Annotated in this window: 17 protein-coding genes, 2 tRNA genes, 1 rRNA gene and 1 pseudogene; 16 read left to right on the forward strand and 5 right to left on the reverse strand. The window is 52.2% G+C overall.

All coding sequences use genetic code 11. The annotated features are described in order from the left end of the window. Nucleotides 1–231, reverse strand: a pseudogene (locus tag EI42_RS34125) (RNA-guided endonuclease InsQ/TnpB family protein); the annotation flags it as partial. 307 nt (nucleotides 232–538) lie between these two features. Further along, nucleotides 539–1,204, reverse strand: coding sequence for an alpha/beta hydrolase (locus EI42_RS30350; RefSeq protein ID WP_111326511.1), 666 nt, complete (start codon nucleotides 1,202–1,204; stop codon nucleotides 539–541). 1,027 nt (nucleotides 1,205–2,231) lie between these two features. Between EI42_RS30350 and mgtE the strand changes: the two genes are divergently transcribed. Continuing rightward, on the forward strand, nucleotides 2,232–4,190 hold the full coding sequence (gene mgtE, locus EI42_RS30355) for a magnesium transporter (RefSeq protein WP_111326513.1): 1,959 nt from the start codon (nucleotides 2,232–2,234) through the stop codon (nucleotides 4,188–4,190). A 121-nt stretch (nucleotides 4,191–4,311) separates the two neighbouring features. Here the strand turns inward: mgtE and EI42_RS30360 are convergent, their stop codons facing one another. Next, nucleotides 4,312–5,028, reverse strand: a complete 717-nt coding sequence (locus EI42_RS30360) for a histidine phosphatase family protein (protein WP_111326515.1) — start codon at nucleotides 5,026–5,028, stop codon at nucleotides 4,312–4,314. 257 nt (nucleotides 5,029–5,285) lie between these two features. Between EI42_RS30360 and EI42_RS30365 the strand changes: the two genes are divergently transcribed. The 8 genes from EI42_RS30365 to EI42_RS30400 all read left to right on the forward strand — a co-directional run bounded on the left by EI42_RS30365 (nucleotide 5,286) and on the right by EI42_RS30400 (nucleotide 11,722). Then, nucleotides 5,286–5,801: a hypothetical protein gene (locus tag EI42_RS30365; RefSeq protein ID WP_111326517.1), complete on the forward strand. Its 516-nt coding sequence runs from the start codon at nucleotides 5,286–5,288 to the stop codon at nucleotides 5,799–5,801. A 147-nt stretch (nucleotides 5,802–5,948) separates the two neighbouring features. Beyond that, nucleotides 5,949–6,248, forward strand: a complete 300-nt coding sequence (locus EI42_RS30370; protein WP_111326519.1) for a hypothetical protein — start codon at nucleotides 5,949–5,951, stop codon at nucleotides 6,246–6,248. Nucleotides 6,249–6,627: 379 nt separating this feature from the next. Continuing rightward, nucleotides 6,628–7,539 (forward strand): phosphate ABC transporter substrate-binding protein, encoded by a 912-nt coding sequence (locus EI42_RS30375; protein WP_111326521.1) that lies wholly within the window; start codon nucleotides 6,628–6,630, stop codon nucleotides 7,537–7,539. A gap of 137 nt (nucleotides 7,540–7,676) precedes the next feature. After that, complete coding sequence (gene pstC / locus EI42_RS30380; protein WP_137686141.1) at nucleotides 7,677–8,618, forward strand: phosphate ABC transporter permease subunit PstC; 942 nt, start codon at nucleotides 7,677–7,679, stop codon at nucleotides 8,616–8,618. Further along, a complete protein-coding gene (gene pstA, locus EI42_RS30385; RefSeq protein WP_111326525.1) occupies nucleotides 8,615–9,553 on the forward strand; it encodes a phosphate ABC transporter permease PstA in 939 nt (312 codons plus the stop codon). The genes pstC and pstA overlap by 4 nt, the downstream gene beginning before the upstream one ends. Before the next feature lie 95 nt (nucleotides 9,554–9,648). After that, nucleotides 9,649–9,885, forward strand: coding sequence for a hypothetical protein (locus tag EI42_RS30390; protein WP_111326539.1), 237 nt, complete (start codon nucleotides 9,649–9,651; stop codon nucleotides 9,883–9,885). 320 nt (nucleotides 9,886–10,205) lie between these two features. Further along, nucleotides 10,206–10,952 carry a phosphate ABC transporter ATP-binding protein PstB gene (gene pstB / locus EI42_RS30395; protein WP_281278998.1) on the forward strand — a complete coding sequence of 249 codons (747 nt, stop codon included), beginning with the start codon at nucleotides 10,206–10,208 and terminating at the stop codon, nucleotides 10,950–10,952. A gap of 23 nt (nucleotides 10,953–10,975) precedes the next feature. Further along, complete coding sequence (locus tag EI42_RS30400; RefSeq protein WP_111326527.1) at nucleotides 10,976–11,722, forward strand: response regulator transcription factor; 747 nt, start codon at nucleotides 10,976–10,978, stop codon at nucleotides 11,720–11,722. 53 nt (nucleotides 11,723–11,775) lie between these two features. On the opposite strand, the gene ppk1 is transcribed toward EI42_RS30400, so the two are convergent. Continuing rightward, nucleotides 11,776–13,917 carry a polyphosphate kinase 1 gene (gene ppk1, locus EI42_RS30405; protein WP_111326529.1) on the reverse strand — a complete coding sequence of 714 codons (2,142 nt, stop codon included), beginning with the start codon at nucleotides 13,915–13,917 and terminating at the stop codon, nucleotides 11,776–11,778. Nucleotides 13,918–14,317: 400 nt separating this feature from the next. Here ppk1 and EI42_RS30410 point away from each other — a divergent pair. The 7 genes from EI42_RS30410 to EI42_RS30440 all read left to right on the forward strand — a co-directional run bounded on the left by EI42_RS30410 (nucleotide 14,318) and on the right by EI42_RS30440 (nucleotide 21,880). Then, a tRNA-Leu gene (locus tag EI42_RS30410) sits at nucleotides 14,318–14,399 on the forward strand. Between the two features lie 4 nt (nucleotides 14,400–14,403). After that, a tRNA-Gly gene (locus EI42_RS30415) sits at nucleotides 14,404–14,478 on the forward strand. Nucleotides 14,479–14,688: 210 nt separating this feature from the next. After that, complete coding sequence (locus tag EI42_RS33605; RefSeq protein WP_111326531.1) at nucleotides 14,689–14,928, forward strand: hypothetical protein; 240 nt, start codon at nucleotides 14,689–14,691, stop codon at nucleotides 14,926–14,928. Nucleotides 14,929–14,950: 22 nt separating this feature from the next. Continuing rightward, entirely contained in the window at nucleotides 14,951–16,387 is a 1,437-nt protein-coding gene (tig, locus tag EI42_RS30425; RefSeq protein ID WP_111326533.1) for a trigger factor, read from the forward strand. A 486-nt stretch (nucleotides 16,388–16,873) separates the two neighbouring features. Next, complete coding sequence (gene clpX, locus EI42_RS30430; RefSeq protein ID WP_137686271.1) at nucleotides 16,874–18,148, forward strand: ATP-dependent Clp protease ATP-binding subunit ClpX; 1,275 nt, start codon at nucleotides 16,874–16,876, stop codon at nucleotides 18,146–18,148. A gap of 63 nt (nucleotides 18,149–18,211) precedes the next feature. After that, complete coding sequence (gene lon, locus EI42_RS30435; protein ID WP_111326535.1) at nucleotides 18,212–20,791, forward strand: endopeptidase La; 2,580 nt, start codon at nucleotides 18,212–18,214, stop codon at nucleotides 20,789–20,791. Between the two features lie 426 nt (nucleotides 20,792–21,217). Next, entirely contained in the window at nucleotides 21,218–21,880 is a 663-nt protein-coding gene (locus tag EI42_RS30440) for a DUF4870 domain-containing protein (protein ID WP_111326537.1), read from the forward strand. Nucleotides 21,881–22,117: 237 nt separating this feature from the next. On the opposite strand, the gene rrf is transcribed toward EI42_RS30440, so the two are convergent. Continuing rightward, a 5S ribosomal RNA gene (gene rrf, locus EI42_RS30445) occupies nucleotides 22,118–22,234 on the reverse strand. Nucleotides 22,235–22,321: the final 87 nt, after the last annotated feature.

The following is a 22,321-nucleotide window of genomic DNA, read 5'->3' on the forward strand; positions in this document are numbered from 1 at the left end:
AACGTGACGGGGAACCGAACAGGCCATTTGAGAAGGCAATTGATATCGAGAACGAATATCCTCATATGTGCCTTTCTGCAAAGCGACAGCATTGCTCATTTTTCCATGCTGAAAAGCGTATTGGCTCACAAAGTTGCAAGCGTCTCGATATGCCAACTGAACGGCACGGAGTTGTGCAAACTGTTCTGGTGTCGTCTTCAGTTTGAGTTTTGCAGAGATCACCGTTTTGATACTTTCGAGTATACCAAGTTCTCAACGGAGTGTCAAGAAATGAAAGCAGATGACAATCTCAATGTACCACCCATGCTCCAGCCCCAAATAAGGAACGCCCATTCATCCCCCGCTTCAAAGACGGGGGCATCCTGGGCCGACACGGTGAACTTGCTTCAAGCTCATCATTTTCCGCTTTTTAGCACTGTAAGCTATTGACTGCTACCAGCATATCATGCTGATTGCGCATTTGTCTAGCAGTCCCCCGCCTTTAGTGCCAGCTTTTCGGACGAAAATAGCCTGCTCCGTTGTTGGCTGGTGGATCCCTTTACCAGTTTGGTTCCTGATAGGCAGGAAGCGAGCGCACAAATTCAGCGACGTATGCCTGTACTTCGGGAAGCCGTCCCTGAAAGAAATGATCCGCGTTCTCGATAGTTACTATCCGCCTGGGCGCTGGCACCTGTTCATACCATCGTTGTGCGAGATCATAAGGGGCAAGCTCATCATTGGTGCCATGAATAAAGAGTTTGGGTTTCTGGCAGCCCTGCAAGGTCTCTCCAGACTCGAACATTCGGGCCGGGACGCCAAGCCCGATCAATGCCCGTACACGGTCATCAAGAGCGCCCACCCGCAGGCCGACGTAGGAGCCAAAAGAGAAGCCAGCAACGATGGCGGGAATGCCGGGATAGCGGCGGCTCATAAACTCAAGCGCGTAGCGGACATCGTCCATTTCACCGCGGCCCTCATCATAGGAGCCGGTGCTACGGCCAACACCACGGAAATTAAAGCGCAGAGAAGGGACGTTGAGCGCCTGCATCGTTTGCGCCACTTTGAAGATGACCTTGTTATGCATAGTGCCACCGCCAAGTGGATGGGGATGACAGACCACACTGATATAGGTCGGTTGTGTTCCCTCCTGTTCGGGTTTCAAGATACCTTCAAGATAACCTGTTGGGGTTGGAATATTGATGTGTAAAATCTGGTTACTTGCCATAAGAATGTTTCCTGATATTCTTGCTGCTTCCCTGTGCGGCTCGGAAAGAGTCGCAATGCAGGGGATTCATTTGTTGAATCAAAAAAAGTCCTTTATTGGGTCTACTTACCTGTCAGAAGGAATACTATCACATAGAAACCTCTTTGGGAAATGTCTTTTGTTTTCCTGAATAAGCTGAGTAATGGAATTCAGGAAGTAGAGAAAGCTACAATGGTATATACATACTGATGAGGTAAAAGAGAATGTATGCGGTCTCTGGGGAGGGGAATACCCGGATGTACCGTGGATGTGATCAGCCACTTGTCGGATATTGGTATACGTGTTATACTCAGAAGCAGAAAATTGTTAGTTGTTTGATACCCACCATTCAAAAATGACTTCCTGTTGAAAAGGCGAACACCTTGTAGGGTGTCGCTTTGTTGTGTGTATGGAGGTCTGGAATACGTGGGCTTTCCTTTAAGGAGGTGAGGGACATGGACGCTGGCCCTAGTTATAGTAGGTGTGTGCGTAGCTCATGCCTGCTGTCGGGTATGTTCTGCTCCTTATCGAGTAAGCTTCACGAATTCATTCATTTCCTCGACTAGAAATCTCTGGTTCTCCGCCTTACTCGATAAGTAATACATCCTCTCAAGATGTCGAGTGAGGACATTCCCACCTGCCAGTAAGTCCTATTCTGCTGTCAAGCAGCGTCCCCTGCATGTTTTGCTCTACAGCATTGTTGTAATGCGCGTTACACGAATCCGTGCAGCGTATTGCAGCAACGTGCCCTGTTCTCTGTAACAGTGGTTACGAAGGTGGACGAGTTATCCACTTTTCCACAAACTGTGGATAAGTGATGTGGAAACTGCTCTTCTATGGTCTTAAGAGGGCTCCTTGTGCGTTCTGAAGGCCTGTGCAAAAAGAGCAGAAAGTTGTTCTGCTTGCGTGAGAAGCGAGGCTGCGGCATGCGCGCGGCTTTCCTATCGGCACGATATATGCAGAGCATCTGGTGGTCGATTGTTCGAACTCGTGAAAGGCGGTGATTCCTATGATTTTTCTGAGCGAACTCTTGCGTCAGCATGTGTATGATGCCGAAGAGAAGCGTGTAGGGCGAGTGCACGACGTGTGCATTTCCCTGAATGAGACCTTTCCAGTTGTCACTGCACTGGTTCTGCGTGGCAACACTGGTAGCCGTGATATCATTGTTCCCTGGAAACAAATTCGGACTATTGAAGAATTCCCCATTCATCTCACCGTCAAACAAGACAAGATAGATTCCTATATTCCGGCAGATAATGAATTATTGCTGAAAAGAGACATTCTGGATAAGCAGATTGTTGATACGCAAGGGTTTCGCGTGGTCAAAGTAAATGATCTGAAGCTGGCACAGATTAAAAAGACCGGGCGTCTGGTTGGCGTTGATATCAGTCTGAGTGGGCTGTTGCGCAGATTGGGGTTACAGGCAGCGCTGGATAAGTTGAATAAAGTGATGCCGCGCTCCCTGGAAGAGCGAACGATTACCTGGAATTATGTCGAGCCAATTCAGGTTGTGCAGGTAGGCGCGGGGCAGACCGGAGCAATGCGGCCTGTCATGGCTACCTCGCGGGCCTCGACCGCAGTGGGCTCGGCCGGGATTGTACCGCAGGTGCAATTGAACGTAAGCCATACCAAACTGGCGGACCTGCACCCGGCTGATATCGCGGATATTCTGGAACAGCTCGATGTCGATGAGGCCGGGGCCATGCTCGATCGGCTGGATATGGAGACCGCCGCCGATGCCCTGAATGAGGTAGAGCAGTTTCGCCAGGGTGAATTGCTGGGCGAGATGACTCCTGAGCGCGCATCTGATCTCCTTGAGCGCATGCCACCAGACGACGCCGCCGACATTCTGGCGAATCTGCCGCAGAAAGATGCGGAATACCTGCTTGATTTGATGCCTGAGGATGAGTCTCAGCCCATTCGTGATCTTTTGCGCTATGGGGCAAGGACTGCCGGTGGCATTATGACCCCCGAAGTCCTGTCCTTGCAGCAGGATTTCACGGTTGAAGAGACGCTGCGCTATTTGCGTCAGCATTCCGAGCATCTGGAAATGGTGTATTACCTCTATGTGGTTGATGAGGAGCGTCATTTGCGTGGCGTGGTCTCGTTGCGACAGCTTGTCGTGGCCGATCCCTCCACTCGCATTGACGAGCTGATGGATGAGGAAGTGATCAGAGTGAATGTCGATACTGATCAGGAAGAGGTTGCGGATCTGATCGCGAAATATGACCTGCTTGGTGTGCCTGTCGTTGATGCTGAGAATCGTCTGGTGGGGCTGGTTACCGTTGATGACGTGATTGATGTGATCCATGAAGAGCAGGCCGAAGACATCTCAGAGTTCTCCGGGGCCGACGTTGAAGATGCTGAGGAAGAAGAACATTTTTCCTGGAAAGAGGCGTTACAGCGTACGACCTGGCTCGGGGTGAGTGCGCTTGCCGGGCTGATTCTTGCGCTTGTGGTTCTGGAAGTTTTCCAGCCAATGCTGATGGGACGCACGGCGCTAGCGTCGATGGCAGGTGCTGTTGTCAAAGGACAGTCAAATGTTGCGCTTGGAAGCGTACTCTGTCTGTTACCGATGCTCTTGCTGGTTAGCGGAAGCGCGGGCTCTCAGGCGCTTGGCGTTGCCGGGTGGAATATGCGCACCAAGAAGGGACGTGATTTCTGGCGGCGTTGTCTGCGTGAAATCGGGATGGGAACCTTCGGCGGCGTCCTGATCTGCCTGGTTGTGTGTGTGTTGAGCTGGCTGCTGTTTCACTCCTGGCCGTTGAGCCTGATTGTCGGGCTCGGTTTTGGGCTTGCGTTGCTGGTTGCCTATGCTTGCGGGTTGCTGTTGCCAAACCTTCTGCAACGCCTGCATCTCCGGGGTGGCTGGATTAGCGCCCCGTTGCTTGATCCTGTGATCGCCGTACTCAGTGTCTGCATCTTTCTGGCGATCACGGTGGCTTTCGTTGAACAATGGATGTGGTGAAAGGGCGATGAAAGCGAAATCTCTGTAGGGGCGGAACGAAGCAGAAGGGCTCTTTTCTCGTTCCGTCTCACTCACAATGATCCTGTTCGACGCTGACAGCGTGCAAGCGTTGGGGCTTGCCCTACTCCTCAGTTGGAGCCTGTGTCGGTTCCTGCTGTTTCGCCGTTCGTCTCAGTGCCTCCCAGGGAATACGTGTCTCCGTTTCAAGATCCATAAGATGGAAAGCGTCATTATAGCGCATGAGGCGCCAGACAGGCCGCTTTTGTTCGGGCCGAGCGGTGCATTTCCAGTGCGTGATAGAGGTGTTCTGGGTGTCGAAGTGGACGGGGGGCATCGTGATCGCGCCAACATTAAAGAAGTAGATAAAAGAGGTATCGATTACCCCTCCGTGGCAGATAAGCACGATATTTTTCCCTTGATATTCCTGTGTGATCCGCTCCAATGCTGTGCCCACCCGCAAGAGAAATTGTCCCCAGTTTTCTGCTCCCGGAGCCCAGACGCGATAGGGCTCAAGCTCATAATCTGGCATGGTGGGTTTATACTTCTGCTCATATTCCGCAAGGGGGATATTTGAAAGGAAGCCCGCTCGCATTTCCTGTAGCTCATCATCGAAGATCAGCGGGCGTTTCAGAGCTGGCGCGATAATTTCGGCGGTCTCTCGTGCGCGTGGTAATGTACTGGCTATCACCACATCCGCCTGGATCTCACCGCTGGCGGCAAGACGGTCACGCAGGGCCTCTGCCTGCTTTTTGCCGCGTGGTGACAGTCCAAAGTCACTCAGAATGCCGTTTTCAACAAGCTTTGCTTCTCCATGACGGATAAGATAGAGATTGGTCATACATTGTATCCTTTCAATAGAAGGAGGAAACACACCACTTTCAGAAGAAAGAGGTAGGGGTTAGTGTAGTCGCTGATGAGAGTATGTGTCAAGTCGCGATAGCGACAGGATGGGTGGGAAAGAGGGTGGAGTGCTGACACTTTTTGAAAAACCCATGCGTGTAAGAGAAAAGGCGCTGGTCTCTGGCGAACGGCACAGCTTTATTTCACATAATGTGAAAGGGGACACAGTGTGAGCAGTGAAAAGGAGGAATCACAATGACCACTTTCAAGACACCAATCATTGCCGGTGTATTCCAGAGCGAAGATCAGGCCAAAGCGGCTGTAGATGAGTTGCGTAGAAGAAATTTTGCGCATGAGCAAATCGGCGTGGCGCTTCCACAGAAAAGCAAGCTGAGTAACCCGCTTTCTCAGGATTTTATGAAGCTCGGCGTGCCCGCAGAGCAGGCAAACTTCTATGAGCAGGCGTTTAATTCTGGCAAGATCGTTGTTTCTGTCCGTCCTGATGGGCGTGATGACGAGGTGCGTGGGGTCTTGCGCGGAAGCGGTGGCTATGATTATGACGCTGGCGGTCAGGGCATGCCCCCACAGCAGAACTGGACACCACAGGGGCAGCCGATAAATGAAGCTGGCAACTATGGGCAGGGCGATTATCGCCAGTATGGCGGGGGGCAGATGGGCGGACAGCAGCCCGGTAGCTCTCAATCCTGGCAGCAGTATGGCGATATGCAGCAAAGAGAGCAGCGCCCGGGCGAAAAAGGGTCCGAAGGGTAGCCCTGTAATTCTCTGAAGGAGTGCAACTGCACTCCTTTTTTTATTTGTTCGGCGGCAGGAAAACTGCCTGCCTGTCTCGAAAGAGCGTGGCAAGTCGTAATAGGTAATGTCGACATTTTCCACAACATACAGGAGCAGTACAAACAGATGTCTGAACATAGGTTACTGCGCAGGCAGCGCATCTATATTCCAGCAGTGAGTATTAACCGGGCGACTCTGAAACATTCCTGGATCAGGGTGCTGGTTGCAACGCTGGATGAGCCAGAGCAGATCTGTGGTGTTGCCAGGCGCATAGGCTACACCGGGAAGCAGGAAGATGCGCTTGCACTCTATCGTCTGAAGATCAAGCAAGGGCACGGTCATCCAACGGTGACGCTTCCGGGCATCTATATTATTGACGATGGTCTATTTCAAGACTACGAAGAGTGGAAGCAGAAGCAGGGCTAAGTATCGCTTCCGGGCATCTTTGTTTGTAAAGGGATGGTAAAGCAAAAAAAATTCTGTCCCGCGCATGTTCTCTTTGATAATGTAGTAAGTTGCGTGAGAAACAGCCTCCAGAAGAGCGACACCAGCCGCGAAGGATGGGGAGATACAGCGGGTGAGGTCGTTCTGTTCTGTTTTTTCGGGTCTTTATCCTGAAAGAAAGTTTAACACAATCTTAACCTATCCATAAAGCATATTAACATATCCATAAAGCACGGTTAATTTCCGCACGGTATTGTATAGGTACACGGAATAAACAAAAGCAAGCTCCTGTGTAAGCCGTATTGCGAACTATATTTGTGCATTGACAGGCAGCGCTTGTGTACAACAAATAGGAGAAGTTATGTCTAAGAAGTGGCGTGTCGCACTTATCATGCTTGCCATCATGGCGTTTTCCGTCCTTATTTCCGCCTGTGGCGAGGGCTCTAACGCGTCCAACAATAATAACCAGACGACACAGAGCAATGACGGATGTGCTACCGGCTCTATCACCATCAGTGGCTCGACCGCATTACAGCCGCTGGTGCAGGAAGTTGCCAAGAAGTATCAGGCGAAATGTTCTGGTTCAAGCATCACCGTCAATGGCGGGGGAAGCAAGACCGGCCTGGCCCAGGTAACGGCTGGAAACGTCAATATCGGTAACTCCGATGTCTTCGCGAACGAAGAGCAGGCGAAAGTCCTGACAGACCATCAGGTAGCCGCCGTTATCTTCTCCATCATTGTGAACCCGAAGGTCAACGTGAAGAACCTGACCACGCAGCAGGTGAAGGACATCTACACTGGCAAAGTGACCAACTGGAAAGAGGTTGGCGGCGCAGATATGAAGATTGTTGTGGTTAGCCGCCCGGCCAGCTCCGGTACACGTGCTTCCTTCCAGCAGTTCGTGCTTGGTGGTCCTGAATCGGTTACCGGCCCGCAGAACCTGACGACCGATAGTACAGGACAGGTTATTCAGAACGTTGCCCAGAATGAAGGCGCGATCGGTTATGCTTCTGTCGGCTCTATTAAAGACGACAAAGTGGTGAAGGTCTCGCTCGATGGCAAAGAGCCAACCGCCGAGAACATCAAGAACAACGACTACAAGTTCTGGAACATCGAGCATATGTACACCAAAGGTGAGCCTCAGGGCCTGGCGAAGTCGTTCCTTGACTACATGGTCAGCGACGAGGCAAAAGAAGTTGCCACCGCGAAGGGTTTCGTGCAACTGAAAGAGCTCAGCCAGGATGCGATCAGCTCGCATCAGCAGAAGAAGTAGAGATTGTAGCCTGGTAGAGAAGAGGTGTACTATGGCTCGCTCCCGACCAGAGTACATCCTCTTCCCATCGTATAGGCAGGCAAACAACGTGCGGCAACGATCACGTTGCAATCAGGCAGCGTGTAAGGAGGAAGAGTTTGCAACCTAGTAGACGGATGCGCCTGACAGACCAGATAGCGAAAGTGATCTTCTTTCTCTGTGCACTTTTGCTGGTAGGGGTGATTGTCAGCGTGATCTACTTTATCGCCTCAAAAGCATTCCTGATTTTTGGATCAGGAGTGAACCCCTTGACCTTTCTCTTCGGTACTACCTGGGACCCGACAGGAATCGGGCACATGGATGCCGATGGGAACCCCGTCCCTTATTTCGGTGCAGGTGGCCTGATTCTGGGCTCAGTTGTGACCACACTGCTTTCTGTCCTGCTGGTCATCCCGTTCGCGGTTGGGACCGCTATCTTCTTTACCGAACTCGCACCTAAATGGGTCATCACACTGCTTCAGCCGCTTCTGGAAATCTTCACCGGCATTCCCTCGGTTGTGATTGGTTTCCTCGGCCTGATCGTGCTGGTTCCCTGGTTGCAACAGCTTTCCTCGCCGCTCACCGGTGGCCTGGCGACTGGTGGCTATGGATGGGGAGCCGCTATTCTGGTGCTGTTCGTGATGGTGTTGCCAACCGTGATCAGTGTGTCAATTGACGCGCTCCGGGCTGTGCCGCAGAGCGTGCGTGAAGCCAGTCTGGCCCTGGGCTCAACCCGCTGGCAGATGATCTTTAAAGCGGTCGTCCCGGCTGCTTCAACGGGCATTGCAACGGCGGTCGTTCTGGGATTGGCGCGAGCCATCGGTGAAACGCTGGCGGTCGCGATGGTCTTGCAGGGACATCGTCTGCCTGAGAATCTGTTCTCGCTGAAGATCTTTTTCCAGCCAAACGTGAATATTACCGCGTTTATCGCGCAGGATTTCGGTGAAACCGCGGGGACGGCGCAGAATGCCTACTGGACACTGGCGTTTATTCTGCTCTTCATCTCGTTTCTGTTCATCTGTATCAGTCGGTATCTGGCAAGCAGGAGTGTATATAAATGAGTGTTTCGCGGGAAGCACAGCCAATAGTGGCACAGCCTGAGCGCAGGCATATCACCGATTTGAAGCGGGTGGCGCGCCGCCTGCATCGGAATGATCGGGTTGCGACAGTTTTGTTATGGGGGATCGGTGGTTTTGTCGCCTTGTTGTTCATTGGCATCATCATCAAATTGCTTGTAGATGGTATGCCAGCGCTCGTCAAGCCCTCATTTTTCCTGGGCACCGACGATGCCGATATCGCCAAGCAAATCTTCAATACCTTTTATCTCCTGATTCTGACCGAAGCCTTTCTGTTCCCGATCGCTCTGGCGGCAGCCATTTATCTGGTGGAATATGCGCCACAGGGAAAGCTGGTTGCCACAATCCACTTCGCGGCTGAAACGCTGGCAGGTGTGCCTTCATTGGTGCTCGGTATGTTTGGCTTTCTGGTCTTTGGCATCTACATGCAGCTTGGTATCAGCCGCCTGTCCGGTGCATTAACGCTGCTCTGCCTGAACTTCCCGCTGGCGCTGCGCCTGTTTGAAGAGGCGCTATCGAGTGTACCGCGTGAGCTGCGCGAAGCTGGGCTGGCAATGGGGGCCTCTAAATGGTACGTCATTCGTACTGTCGTGCTTCCCTCCGCGGTTCCGGGGATTATTACCGGCCTGATTCTGACGGCAGGCAAGATTATTGGTGAATCGGCGGCTCTGCTCTTTACGATGGGAACCTTCAGTCCGGCCAACGTCTTTACCCTGAATCCGCTGATCGGCAGTGATACGCTGACCACGCGCCTCTATTATGTGAAGGGGCCGGGGGCAGGACAGACAGGACTGGAGCCGATGCAGGAGACCGCGCTTGCCGCTGGTATCGCGGCGGTGCTGATCGTTGTGCTCTTTGTGATCAATATCGGCGCTCGTGCGCTTGGACGTGCCCTTCAGAAAAAGTGGACGGCAGCGTAGGAAATGCCGATAAGTAGCCGTGAGAAGCGGCAAGTGAGAGGAATATCCGAAGAACCATGTATCATACCGGTGAATATATAAGGGAGAAACACGTCATGAATGTGCCTATCAAGTCAACACGAGGAAAGGGCGCGATTGATTTTACGGTTCCCCAGGGAGCAAATATCTGCTCCCGGAAGGTTGCCCGCAGCGGGCATATCTCCTATGAGGGACGCCCTTACTTTATCAGTAAAGCGCTTGCCGGGCGCTATATTCGGCTGGTTGTACTGGAAGATCGGTTAATTGTCTGCGAGTCGATTCCACTCTACAAAGAATATCAACTGACATCGTAAGCGTTTCCGTAAGCGTAATTCAGTCTGGCCGGTGCATTATGTTCTCTCCTCTGTGGTATCCGAGCGCGGATGCCGATAGAGTGAAATAGAGAAAGGATTCTATGATGAGCGAGAGATCTCTAGGCGATCAGTCTTCCTCCTTCGACCGGTTGCAGCAGTACCAGGCCCAGGTGAAGATAGAGCCTATCGAGGAAAACAAGGTGATAAAAGAGAGTCTCCCTTCTATTGAAGTGAATGGTGATGCAATGGTGAAGGATCTAGCACAATCAGAACATAAAGGAAACTTTGACCCGAACAAAACCTTGAATACCACCGCGGGTCTGGAAATAGATGTGCGAGATGTGAACTTCTTCTATGGAAAGAAGCAAGTGCTCTTTGACGTCAGTCTTCCCATTCGGAGCCGCCAGGTCACGGCGTTGATCGGGCCCTCGGGCTGTGGTAAGTCAACCTTTTTGCGCACCCTGAACCGCATGAATGATATGATCCCTGATACAAGGGTGGAAGGACAGGCGCTTTTCCACGACCAGAATATTTATGACAGGAAAACAGATGTTGTGCTCCTGCGGCAGCAGATAGGTATGGTGTTTCAGCGCCCGAATCCCTTCCCGAAATCCATCTTCGATAATGTGGCCTATGGGTTGCGGGTGCAGGGAAAACCGCGTAAATATATTGAAGAGATGGTGGAGAAAAGTTTGCGTGGGGCGGCGCTCTGGGATGAGGTCAAGGATCGGCTGCGTTCCTCTGCACTCGGCCTTTCGGGCGGCCAGCAGCAGCGCCTCTGTATCGCGCGGGCACTGGCAGTGCAGCCAGACGTCTTGCTAATGGATGAGCCCTGTTCCGCGCTAGATCCGATCGCCACGCTCAAGATTGAAGAACTTATCACAGAACTGGTAAAGGAATATACAATTGTTATTGTGACACATAATATGCAGCAAGCTGCGCGTGTCTCACACTTTACTGGATTTTTCCTGAGTGGTAAGCTAGTGGAATATGGACCGACCACCCAGATCTTTGAGCGACCCCAACAAAAGGAGACAGAAGACTACATCAGCGGTCGGTTCGGTTAATCGAGAAAACATGGAGGGCACTTGTGGCTCGCACGATTCTGGTAGTAGATGACGAGGCTGTTCTGGTGGAGACGATTGCGTACAATCTGGAACAGTCAGGCTACCGCGTTGTTACGGCGGCGGATGGCTACAGTGCGTTGGATGCGGCAAGACGTGAGAAGCCGGATCTTGTCATTCTGGATATCATGTTGCCGGGAATGGATGGTCTGGAAGTGTGTCGGCAGTTGCGGCGCGAGGATAGCACCGCAACGACTCCGGTTCTGATGCTGACTGCAAAAGGGGATGAGATAGACAAGGTTGTGGGGTTGGAGGTTGGAGCGGATGATTATGTCACCAAACCTTTTGGGCGGCGTGAGCTTCTGGCACGGGTACGCGCTTTGCTGCGACGAGCAGACTATCCTGCCTCAAATGGGGGGGGACAGCAGCAGCAAAGTGCCCCGGAGCAGGTTGAAGCGCGACGCCCTTCTTCGCGCGAGCTGGTTGCCGGGCCGTTACGCATTGACCTTGCGGGGCGACGTGTCAATTGCCGGGGCCAGGAAATGGAGCTCCAACCCAAACAGTTTGAGTTGCTGGCCTATCTGGTGCGCAATCGGGGCACCGTTTTGACGCGCGATCAATTGTTGCACAACGTCTGGGGCTATGATTATGCCGGTGACACACGTACCGTTGATGTGCATGTGCGCTGGCTCCGTGAGAAGCTGGAAGAAGATCCGGCAAACCCAAAGTTGATTCAAACCGTGCGCGGCGTCGGCTATGTCTTCCGCTGTTAAGCGGGACACAGCGGCCCGCGTGAGCGCCTCTCTCCCCCTTCCCGCATAAGGAACTACGCAGAGGAGGGAATTGCACTGATGGTCTCTCCCTCTTCGTCCTCCTCCATATCAAAGAGCGGATGCGTGATGAACCATTGCTGACTGTCAAACGCTTCCTCTCCATTTGCGGGCTGAAGGCGGACATAGCGCTCGTCCGGTTGCAATAAGCGTGCATTGACGGTATCCGCAAGCAGCGGGTGAAGCATCTTCTTGAGCAACGCTTCACGAAGCGTCGGCAGCTCGACCGGGAAAAGGACTTCAACCCGTCCGTTCAGATTGCGCTGCATCATATCGGCACTTCCCACAAAGATCTCAGCCCGTCCGTTATTGCCGAAGTAGTAGACCCGGCTATGCTCAAGGAAGCGGCCTACAATGCTACGCACACGGATATTCTCGCTCACCCCGACGATCCCAGGACGCAGACAGCACACCCCCCGGATGATCAGATCAATCTTGACTCCTGCCTGCGAGGCGCGATACAGCAAGCGAATAATGGCCGGATCAGTCAACTGATTCATCTTAAAGATCAGGCGGCCGTTTCCATGCTCCTCGTGCAGGCGGATCTCACGCTCAATGCGCTCGGAGATTCCCCGGCGTAACCCGACTGGCGCGACCAGTAACTTACGATAGCTGACCTGCCGTGAGTAGCCGGTCAGTGAGTTGAATAGCATGGTCAGGTCGTTACAGATATCGGGCTGACAGGTAAGGAGTCCGAGATCCTCATAGACACGACCCGTCGTCGCGTTATAGTTGCCGGTTCCGAGATGAACATAGCGACGCAGGCCATGTTCTTCACGACGAACGACCAGCGCCATTTTCGCATGGGTTTTCAGACCGATAAGGCCATAGACCACATGGACGCCAGCTCGCTCAAGTTTTTGGGCCCAGACAATATTGTTCTCCTCATCGAAGCGAGCTTTCAACTCAACCAGAACGGCGACCTGTTTGCCATTTTCTGCGGCCCGCAGGAGCGCCTCAACGATTGGCGAGTTTTGTCCGACCCGATAGAGTGTCTGTTTGATTGCCAGAACACCGGGATCTTCCGCCGCTTCGGAGATAAAATCAACGATCGTGCTGAAGCTATCATAGGGATGATGGAGCAGGATATCATGTTTCTGGATTGCGTTAAAAATGCCTGGGGTTCGGCGCAAGAGCGCAGGGATATGCGGCGTAAAGGGCTTATCCTTAAGATCTGGCTTATCCAGTTTTGTCAGCTCAGCTACCGAGCCCATGCCAAGCGGCCCATCAATTACCGTCAGATCTCGTTCGGTGATTTCCAGATTGTCGAGCAGCAGACGACGAATGCGTTGGGGCATCGCGGGATTGACGGCGAGGTCGACTACAGTGCCGAAGCGTCTTTCGCGCACCTCTTGTTCGATATATTCCAGCAGGTCGGCGGCGTCGTCTTCCTGTAGCTCGATATCCGCGTCACGAAGTACCCGAAACGGGTATGATTCCCAGACATCGAAGCCGGGGAAGAGCATGCTCAGGTGCGCGGCTATCACCTGTTCCAGCCAGACAAAGGCCATAATCTGGGGATTATCGGTTGCCGTCGGGATCGGGACCAGTCGTGGCAGAGAGGGCGGTATTTTGACCCGTGCAAAGTGTTCACTGCCGTGGGATGCGTCGGTCAGAACTACAGCCAGATTCAAGCTCAGATTCGAGATGTGCGGGAAAGGATGCACTGAATCGACGGCAAGCGGGGTCAGGACCGGGAAGACCTCATTCTCAAAGTAGGCGCGCATTGCCTCCCGCTGTTGACGATCAAGCTGTTCATAGTCCAGTATGTGAATATGTTGCTCTGCCAGTAATGGAAGTAGCTCGGTGCGCCAGTAATGACGTACTTCCTGCGTCAGCGGAGCCAGAAGCTGACGTACCGCAGCGATCTGTTCTTCCGCCGTGCGGCCATCCGGGCTACGCGTGGGAGTCCGGGCGGCGACTTGATCTTTCAGGCCAGCAATGCGGATCATCATGAATTCATCAAGGTTGGTCTCAAAGATCGAGATAAATTTGACCCGTTCCAGAAGTGGGTGGCGCGGATTCTTGGCCTCTTCAAAGACGCGGCGGTTAAATTCGATCCAGCTCAGTTCGCGATTGATATACAGATCAGGACGTTCAAGCTCTACTGGCGTTGTGGATGATGTTTTCGACTCCATACAATGATTTATCCCATGACAGCAAAAAGATGATTTTACCATACCATTGTATCATTCATTGCCAATATGCTGCAAAGAAGCAGTACTGGCTGAGTTGCAGGGCCAGATTCCAGATATACAGGAACAATCGGGGGACAGGAATAAAGGGGTTGCCAGGAGGCGTTATAATAGAGCGGTGGTGAGAGAACGTCCTGACGTTTTGTGTCCATGACGTTCTTTGCTAAGGGAAGCAATGGGGATGCTGAGCAGGTGGGTGAAGTTGGTGCACTTTAATAGCCCGAAGGTCAAAAAAGCATGGATATATCTTGACAGTAGCTTGTCTGCTGATGTATTATCCACAGAGGATGAAACCTTATGGCTTTCTCAATAGAAGAGAGCACGCTTCTATTGAAAAAGGATCGGGCGGTTGCTGAAATTGGTAGACAGGACAGACTTAGGATCTGTTGGTGCAAACCGTGAGAGTTCGAGTCTCTCACCGCCCATCAAGCGGGAGTGGCTCAGTGGTAGAGCGCTTCCTTGCCAAGGAAGATGTCGCGGGTTCGAATCCCGTCTCCCGCTCCAATCTGTCTTGGACAGAGGTCAACCAGTTTCGTTGCGCCTCTGTGGGCAAGTGCATAAAGGTGCAACCCACGCAAGATACACCATCCTTTACGCTCGTAGAGACGCATTGACAAAGAAGGGCTTGAGCCCGCCGCTAGCCGCAGAGGGTATGCCCGGGCGGTTCTCAGGCGCGACACTGTTTGCGCAAAGAGACCGCAAGCGATTGCCCTCATGTCGTTGGTATGGCACCTCCCACAGGCATACAGCATGACCAGCGTCGTCTATCGCGATGCCACGCATGCGGTCCCTGAGCTGCTGCGGAGTGTTACCACAGTTCATTTGTTGATCGGGTGGTTTTTGGGTGGGAGAGAGTGCGATGTGCTTCCCACAGTTTTATTCACCAGACGTAACAACAACGTGCTAATATATAATAGCTTCGACGTTTTTCATTTGATCGAGCACACACCTTAGCTTTGAACCTGTTGGAGGAAATGTGAAGGTCTCTGTTGAAAAGCTGCCGACCAGCGAGGCCGTCCTTGAAGTAGATTTATCGTGGGACGAAATAGAGAAAGCCTCTGATAAGGCATTCAAGAAGATTGTAAAGCAGATAGATGTTCCCGGCTTCCGCCGTGGCAAGGCTCCTCGTTCTCTTGTCGAGCGCAGAGTGGGTAAGGAATATATTTACCAGGAAGGTATTGACGACCTGATTTCTGAGGCCTATCGCAAATCTCTGCTTGAGCATGAATTGACGCCTATTACTCAACCAACCCTCGACGCCCCCCTGTTTGAGCAGGGGCAGGACTACCACTGCACCATTAAAGTTCCCGTTATCACTCCTGTTGAACTGGGTGATTATCATTCACTCAAGTTCGAGCGGGAAGAGGCATCGGTGACGTCCGAAGAGGTTGACAAAGAGATTGAGGCTCTGCGTGAGCGCGCTGCGACCTGGGAGCCCGTTGAAGATCGACCGGCTGACTATGGCGATCGCGTGACCGTGGATATGCGCGTCACTTCTGGCGAGCAGAAGGTTTCTGATCTCAAAGACAACCCCTTTGAGCTGACAAAGGAACGCGTTGGCCTCTTTACTGGCATGGATCAGGAAGTCGTCGGGATGAAACCCGGTGAAGAGAAGTCTTTCACCACCACCATTCCTGAGGACTATGGCAACGAGAAACTTGCTGGCAAACCGGCAGAGTATACGGTGAAGGTCCATAAGATTGAGCGCAAGGTCCTGCCTGAACTGAACGATGAGTTTGCGGCAAAGGTCAGCAACGATGAGATTATCTCATTGGAGGATCTCAGCAAGGTTATCAGTGATAACCTGCTGGCAAACAAGAAGCGCCAGTTGGACGAGGAACTGCGCAATAAGGTCGTTGATGCTGTCATTGAGCAATCGAACTTTACGATCCATCCTCTGCTGATTGATGAGCAAGTTGAGGATATGGCGCACCAGTTCTCGCACATGCTGGAGCATCAGGGCCTCTCCTTTGATCAGTATCTGATGCTCTCGCGCAAGTCGCGCGAAGAGTACATGAAAGAGCTGCGTCCGGATGCCGAGAAGAGCATCAAGCGTCAGTTGGTTCTCGATGCAGTGGCCGAGAAGGAAAACATTCAGGTTGATCCTGAGGAAGTTGATGCCCTCTTCAGCCTCTATGAGCAGAGTGGGCAGGCTGTGGCACGCACCAAAGAGAACCGCGATGCGCTGGCCCGCAGCTATCGCCGCGAAAAGGCCGTCTCGCGTCTGGTTGATCTGGCCGCTGGCCCTGATCCCGATCAGGCCGTGACAGAAGAAGGAGCGGAAGAAAATGCAAAGGCTGCTGCTGAGGCCGCCGAGGACATTTCGCCCGAAGTGCATAATGAAAACAAGCAGGAGAACGAGGAGTCTGCGACATCTCTGCCAGACGAAACCGCTGCTCAGACCAAAGAGTAGTAATAATTAGAAATGGTGAAACAACGAAACGGCGAACAAGCGTGAAAACGTGACGTCGTTATGATAGTTTTTCCTGCTACTCATGTACCGGAGGACGGGGATGCGGGGCGTACCATTAGAAAGCATGCTCTGCTCCTCGTCATATCGTCAGAGGCAGTATTTTGAAAGTCGTACAGGATAGGGACGAAGAGGTTGTTCCTGTCCGTTTCTGGACGATAGTTCTCCAGATGGAGAGTGTCTCTTGACGAAGGAAGATTGTCTGTGCCATACTCCTTGATTATCAGGAGTTTTCTTGAAAGGCGTCCGTGTGCGAAACAGACTCCTGGGAGAGAAAGCTGATCAATGCAGGAGTCCCCTGCTTGGTCCACTAAGATGGCACTTTCGGAGAACGGTCTAGCAGAAGAGGCAGAAAGGTGTGGTATACTTTCCTTATCGTATGAGGAAGTATCCGCAAGATAGGTGACAGCCGTGGCAAACTCGAAAAATATGCGAACGACATATCGCTGCTCTTTTTGTGGCAAGAGTCAGGATCAGGTGCAGCGCTTGATCGCCGGACCGGGGGGAGTCTATATCTGCGATGAGTGTATAGATCTCTGTCGAGAAATCATCGAGGAGGAGCAAGCCACAGTTTCCAAACCACGCTTGCAGACCGGCAAAATCCCAACGCCCAAGAAGATTTATGAACAACTCAGCAACTACGTTATCGGTCAGGAGCGTGCGAAAAGGACGCTGGCTGTTGCCGTCTATAACCACTATAAGCGCATCAGCGTCGGTATGCAGATCGATGATGTAGAACTCGGTAAGAGTAATATCTTGCTGATCGGCCCCACTGGTAGTGGTAAAACGCTGCTGGCCCAGACGCTGGCCAAGATCCTTGATGTTCCATTCTGCATCGCAGATGCGACCGCTTTGACCGAAGCTGGTTATGTGGGTGAGGACGTAGAGAACATTCTGCTGCGTCTGATCCAGACCGCCGATTTCGATATTGCACGCGCCGAACGCGGCATTGTCTATATTGACGAGATCGATAAAATTGCTCGCAAGTCTGATAATCCCTCTATTACTCGTGATGTCTCCGGTGAGGGTGTCCAGCAAGCTCTCTTGAAGATCATTGAGGGCACAGTGGCGAATGTTCCCCCTCAGGGCGGACGCAAACACCCCCATCAGGATTTTATCCAGATCAATACTGCCAATATTCTCTTCATCTGTGGTGGTGCCTTTGAGGGGCTGGACAAAATTGTTGAGCAGCGCCTGGGAGCAAACAAACAGATGGGCTTCGGGACGGTGAAGAGTAGCCCGGAAGTGAAGAAGGGCGAAAATGAGAACGAGACGATTCTGACCAGCCTGATTCCCGATGATCTGTTGAAATATGGCCTGATTCCGGAATTCGTTGGCCGTCTCCCGGTCGTCGTTTCCCTCGATAGTCTTGATAAGAATGCACTGATCCGCATTCTGACCGAGCCGAAAAATGCAATTATCAAGCAATATCAGAAGTTTTTACAGCTTGATCATGTGGATCTGGTCTTCACCAATGATGCCTTAGAGGCCGCGTCTGAATGCGCGTTGAAACAGAAGACTGGGGCGCGTGGCTTACGCTCGATTATTGAAGATGTCTTGCTTGATGTCATGTACGAAATCCCATCGCGTTCTGATGTGAAGAAGGTAATTATTAACGGAGATGTGATTACCTCCCGCCACAAGCCCTTGCTTGTGACACGTTCAGACCGCACAATTGCATATTCCGAAGATGAGTCTGCTTAGTGCAGGCTCATCTGTTTTTTTTGTTGAGGTAGGTGAGCTTCAGGCTAGATAGGTGGGAAAGCAATGAGTGAGATGGTACGCCAGGACAACATAGAGCGTTCTCAAGAGATATATCCACTAGTGGCGTTAAAAAACGTCGTTGCCTTTCCCCATAACCGGCATACCCTGGCAATAGCTCGTGAAAAATCAATCCGGGCTATTGAAGAAGCAATGATGCACCCGGATCATTTACTGATTGCTGCTACTCAACGCAGCGTCGATATTGATGATCCACAGCCTAAGGACCTCTATACAATCGCAACCCTTGCGGAAGTCGTGAAGATGCACCGTCAGCAAGATGGTAGCCTGCAAGTGTTGATTCGTGGTATTCAGCGCGTCCAGGTTGACGATTTCCCCGATCTGGAACCCTTTCTCCATGTTGCGGTCACTCCCCTTCAGGAGAAGGGCGCTACTGGCCCGCAGGCCGATGCTTTTGTGCGTCATGCTATCAGTCTCTTTGAACGCTATGCCCAGTTAAGCCGTCGTTTCTCGGTTGATGATATCAACTCGATTGTAGCTCTGAAGACGGTCGGACGGCTGTCCGATACGCTGGCTACGTATATCGTTTCCAATACAGATCAACAACAGGATCTGCTCGAGACGCTCGATCCGCTTGAGCGCCTTGAGAAGATCTGTGTGCTGATCGGAAATGAAATCGAGATTCTGGAACTGGAAACCACCATTCGTAGCCGTGTCCGCTCCCAGGTCGATCGTACGCAAAAAGAGTTCTATTTGCGTGAACAGTTACGCGCTATTCAGGAAGAACTGGGAATGGATACCAACTCCGAGGTTGAGGAGTTGCGCGCCCGACTCAAGGAGAAGAATCTTCCTCCTGAGGCGGCTACAAAGGTTCGTAAGGAAATCGATCGTCTGGAACGACTCTCTCCCCAGTCCGCTGAGGTCGGGGTGATCCGCTCGTATATTGATTGGGTGCTTGCTCTCCCCTGGAATGAGCGTACTCAGGAGTCTTTTGATATCGAGCGCACGCGCCAGATTCTCGATAACGATCACTACGGTCTTGAGCCTATTAAAGAGCGAATCATTGAGTTTCTGGCCGTACGCCAGTTGCGCCAGCGTCTGGCAAGAGAGGGCGGTCTTCCCGCGAACGAAAGCCAGGGGCAGGTACTCTGTTTTATTGGCCCACCAGGCGTTGGTAAAACATCGCTCGGACAATCAATCGCAAAAGCACTCGGGCGCAAATTTGCCCGGATCTCGCTTGGTGGCGTCCATGATGAGGCCGAAATTCGTGGGCATCGACGCACGTATGTTGGAGCGCTTCCAGGCCGCATTATCCAGAGTATGAAGACGGTTGGCGTTCATAACCCGGTCTTCTTACTTGATGAGGTTGATAAACTCTCGGCTGAATACCGGGGGGACCCGAGCGCTGCCCTGCTGGAAGTGCTTGACCCACAGCAGAATAGCACCTTTACTGATCACTACCTTGAGCTTCCGTTCGATCTTTCTGAAGTCTTCTTTATCTGTACCGGGAACATCAAATATCAGATCCCTCGTCCGCTGCTAGACCGCATGGACGTGATCGAGCTACCCGGGTATATGCTGGAAGAGAAGATTCATATCGGACAGCGCTATCTGCTGCCGCGCGTGTTACATGACCATGGACTGAGCGCGGAGCAGTTACGTGTTCCGCAGACGGTGATGCAGCATATCATTACCGATTATACGCGTGAGGCCGGAGTGCGTAATCTTGAGCGCCAGCTTGCCGCTATCTGCCGCAAGGTCGCACGGCGTGTGCTGGAAAAACCGGGTACGCGTGTCCGCCTGACAACCCACAATCTGGAACAATATCTCGGGATGCCGCGTTTTGCTATGACACCTCTTGCTCGCAAGCCACGTGTAGGGGCTGCAATGGGCATGGCTGTCACCGAGAATGGCGGTATTCTCCTGCCTGTTGAAGTTGTGACGATGGTGGGTAAAGGCGATTTACTGGTAACGGGACAGCTCGGGGATGTCATGCGTGAGTCCGCGATTGCCGCGCTTTCCTATATTCGGACCCGAGCCAAAGAGTTGCAAATTGATCCGAATTTCCAGGACGGCACCGATCTGCATATTCACCTTCCCGAGAATGCTATTCCGAAGGATGGGCCTTCGGCTGGTATCACGATCGCTACCGCGTTGATTTCCGCGTTGACCGGACGCCCTGTTCGGAGCGATATTGCGATGACAGGAGAAATTACGCTGCTTGGCAATGTCCTGGGGATCGGTGGCTTGAAAGAAAAGGTACTGGCTGCTCAACAGGCACAAATCAATCATGTGATTGTTCCTGCTGAGAATAAGAAGGATCTGGCCGAGATCCCTGCTAAGATTCGACAGAAGGTCCAGTTTACGCTGGTCGAGTCGATGGATCAGGTTGTTGATATTGCACTGTTGCCGCCTTCTTCCTTGCAAGAATCCGTCTCTGAAAAGGGACAGGCAGAAAGCCCGCTTGCGGCTGCCCGGAAAGAGGAGCGGCTGTCTTCTTTGCGCGAGAACAAATACCGTAAGTCCCAGGAAGATGAGGAGCATGAGGGTTTTATTGTTCCTCCCGAACGTCCCTCGCAGGATATCTATCCTCGGGCAAAGCCAGGCAAACAGGAGCATGATTGATAGAGAATGCTCCCAATAGACTGAAACAAACAACGCTTGCCTCTCCCAATTGGAGAGGCAAGTTTACATAGCGCCATATTCCTGCTTGAGAATCATGGCCCTCGCCCGTTCTATTCTTGAGAGGGATGCTCTCTCGTCTTGGGAGAATAGAAATAGCACTTTTGTGCTAACAGGGAGGTTACTTCAGAGAAGCGTACTCGTGCCATGCTTGCAAGAGAATCCGTCTCTCCTCGCTCGGAGAAAGTGAAGAACCTCATATACAGATGGAAATTCAGAATGTATACTTGATAGCACATATATCTATTTTCCTATGTGCGAATGTTGCGATGTGGAGGCCCGACCTTGCATGAAGCTGGAGAGCAAGAGGAAACCTGCCTATCGCTACCAGGAATTATTCTAGAGTAACCGCAAGAGAGGAAGAGCTTTATGAGCTATTATGACCCAAATCAGCAGCCAAATTCGGGATATGGCGGCTACAATCCCCAGCACCCTGCCGGAGGAGATCCTTATAGTGGTGGTCAGTATGGCAACCCGCAACAGGGAAGCGGCCAGTATGGCGGCCAGTATGGCGCTCCACAACAGGGAAGCGGTCAGTATGGCAACCCGCAACAGGGAAGCGGTCAGTATGGTGGTCAGCAATATGGTCAGCCGCCCTATGGTCAGCAGCCTCCTTATGGTGATCCACAGTATGCGGCCTACCAGCAGCAGAACCCCTACTATCAGCAGCAGGGCTACCAGGCGGGTGGTCCCTCTACGGTGAGTAATCCAAAAGTAGCGGCTGGTTTTTGCTACATCGCCATTGTTGGTCTGATTTTCTTTATCATAGAGAAGCAGAATAAGTTCTTGCGCTTCCATGCGCTCCAGGGCTTGCTCTATGGTGTCATCTGTGGTGTTGTGATTAGCATTATCTCCAATATTATCGGTGTCATTGCCGCGAATAGTATTGGATTGGCTCTGTTTGGAAGCTGTCTCACTGGCTTGCTTGGCCTGGCCTATCTGGGCGGTATCATTTTCCTGGGCATCTCGGCCTATCAGGGAAAGAAGATCAAGCTACCACTGATCGGCGACTGGGTTGAGCGCACTGTCTAAAGCAAGCGAAAAGAAACAGGAGTGTAGCGGTACAAGGCCGCTGCACTCTTTCTTTTTAACCACTGGAGGAAGCGACGAGTAGCGAGAGAGGGTTGGCAGGAAGCGAAGCGTAAAAGGGCTCGCTTCTCGTATCCAGAGCCGAATGGGAGGGAAAAGTAAGCAAGGATGGAGGGAAGCAAGCAGAGAGCAGGTAGCTTGAGAGAGAGAGAAAAGAAGAACCGCCCGTGTGGACAGGTGGAGCGGCAATGTCCTATTTTCCCAGGCAGCTGCCCGCCAAGTATCGTCGGAGCTGAAAGGCTTAACTACCGTGTTCGGGATGGGAACGGGTGGAACCCTTTCGCGATAATCACCGCACCACCTGTACATACAGGCGGCTTTCGTTGACAGGGAGTATAATAGCACGGGTTGGGAAGCCTGTCAATACTTTTTGCAGATTTTTTT

It is taken from the genome of Thermosporothrix hazakensis (assembly GCF_003253565.1).
Classification (GTDB): Bacteria; Chloroflexota; Ktedonobacteria; order Ktedonobacterales; family Ktedonobacteraceae; genus Thermosporothrix; species Thermosporothrix hazakensis.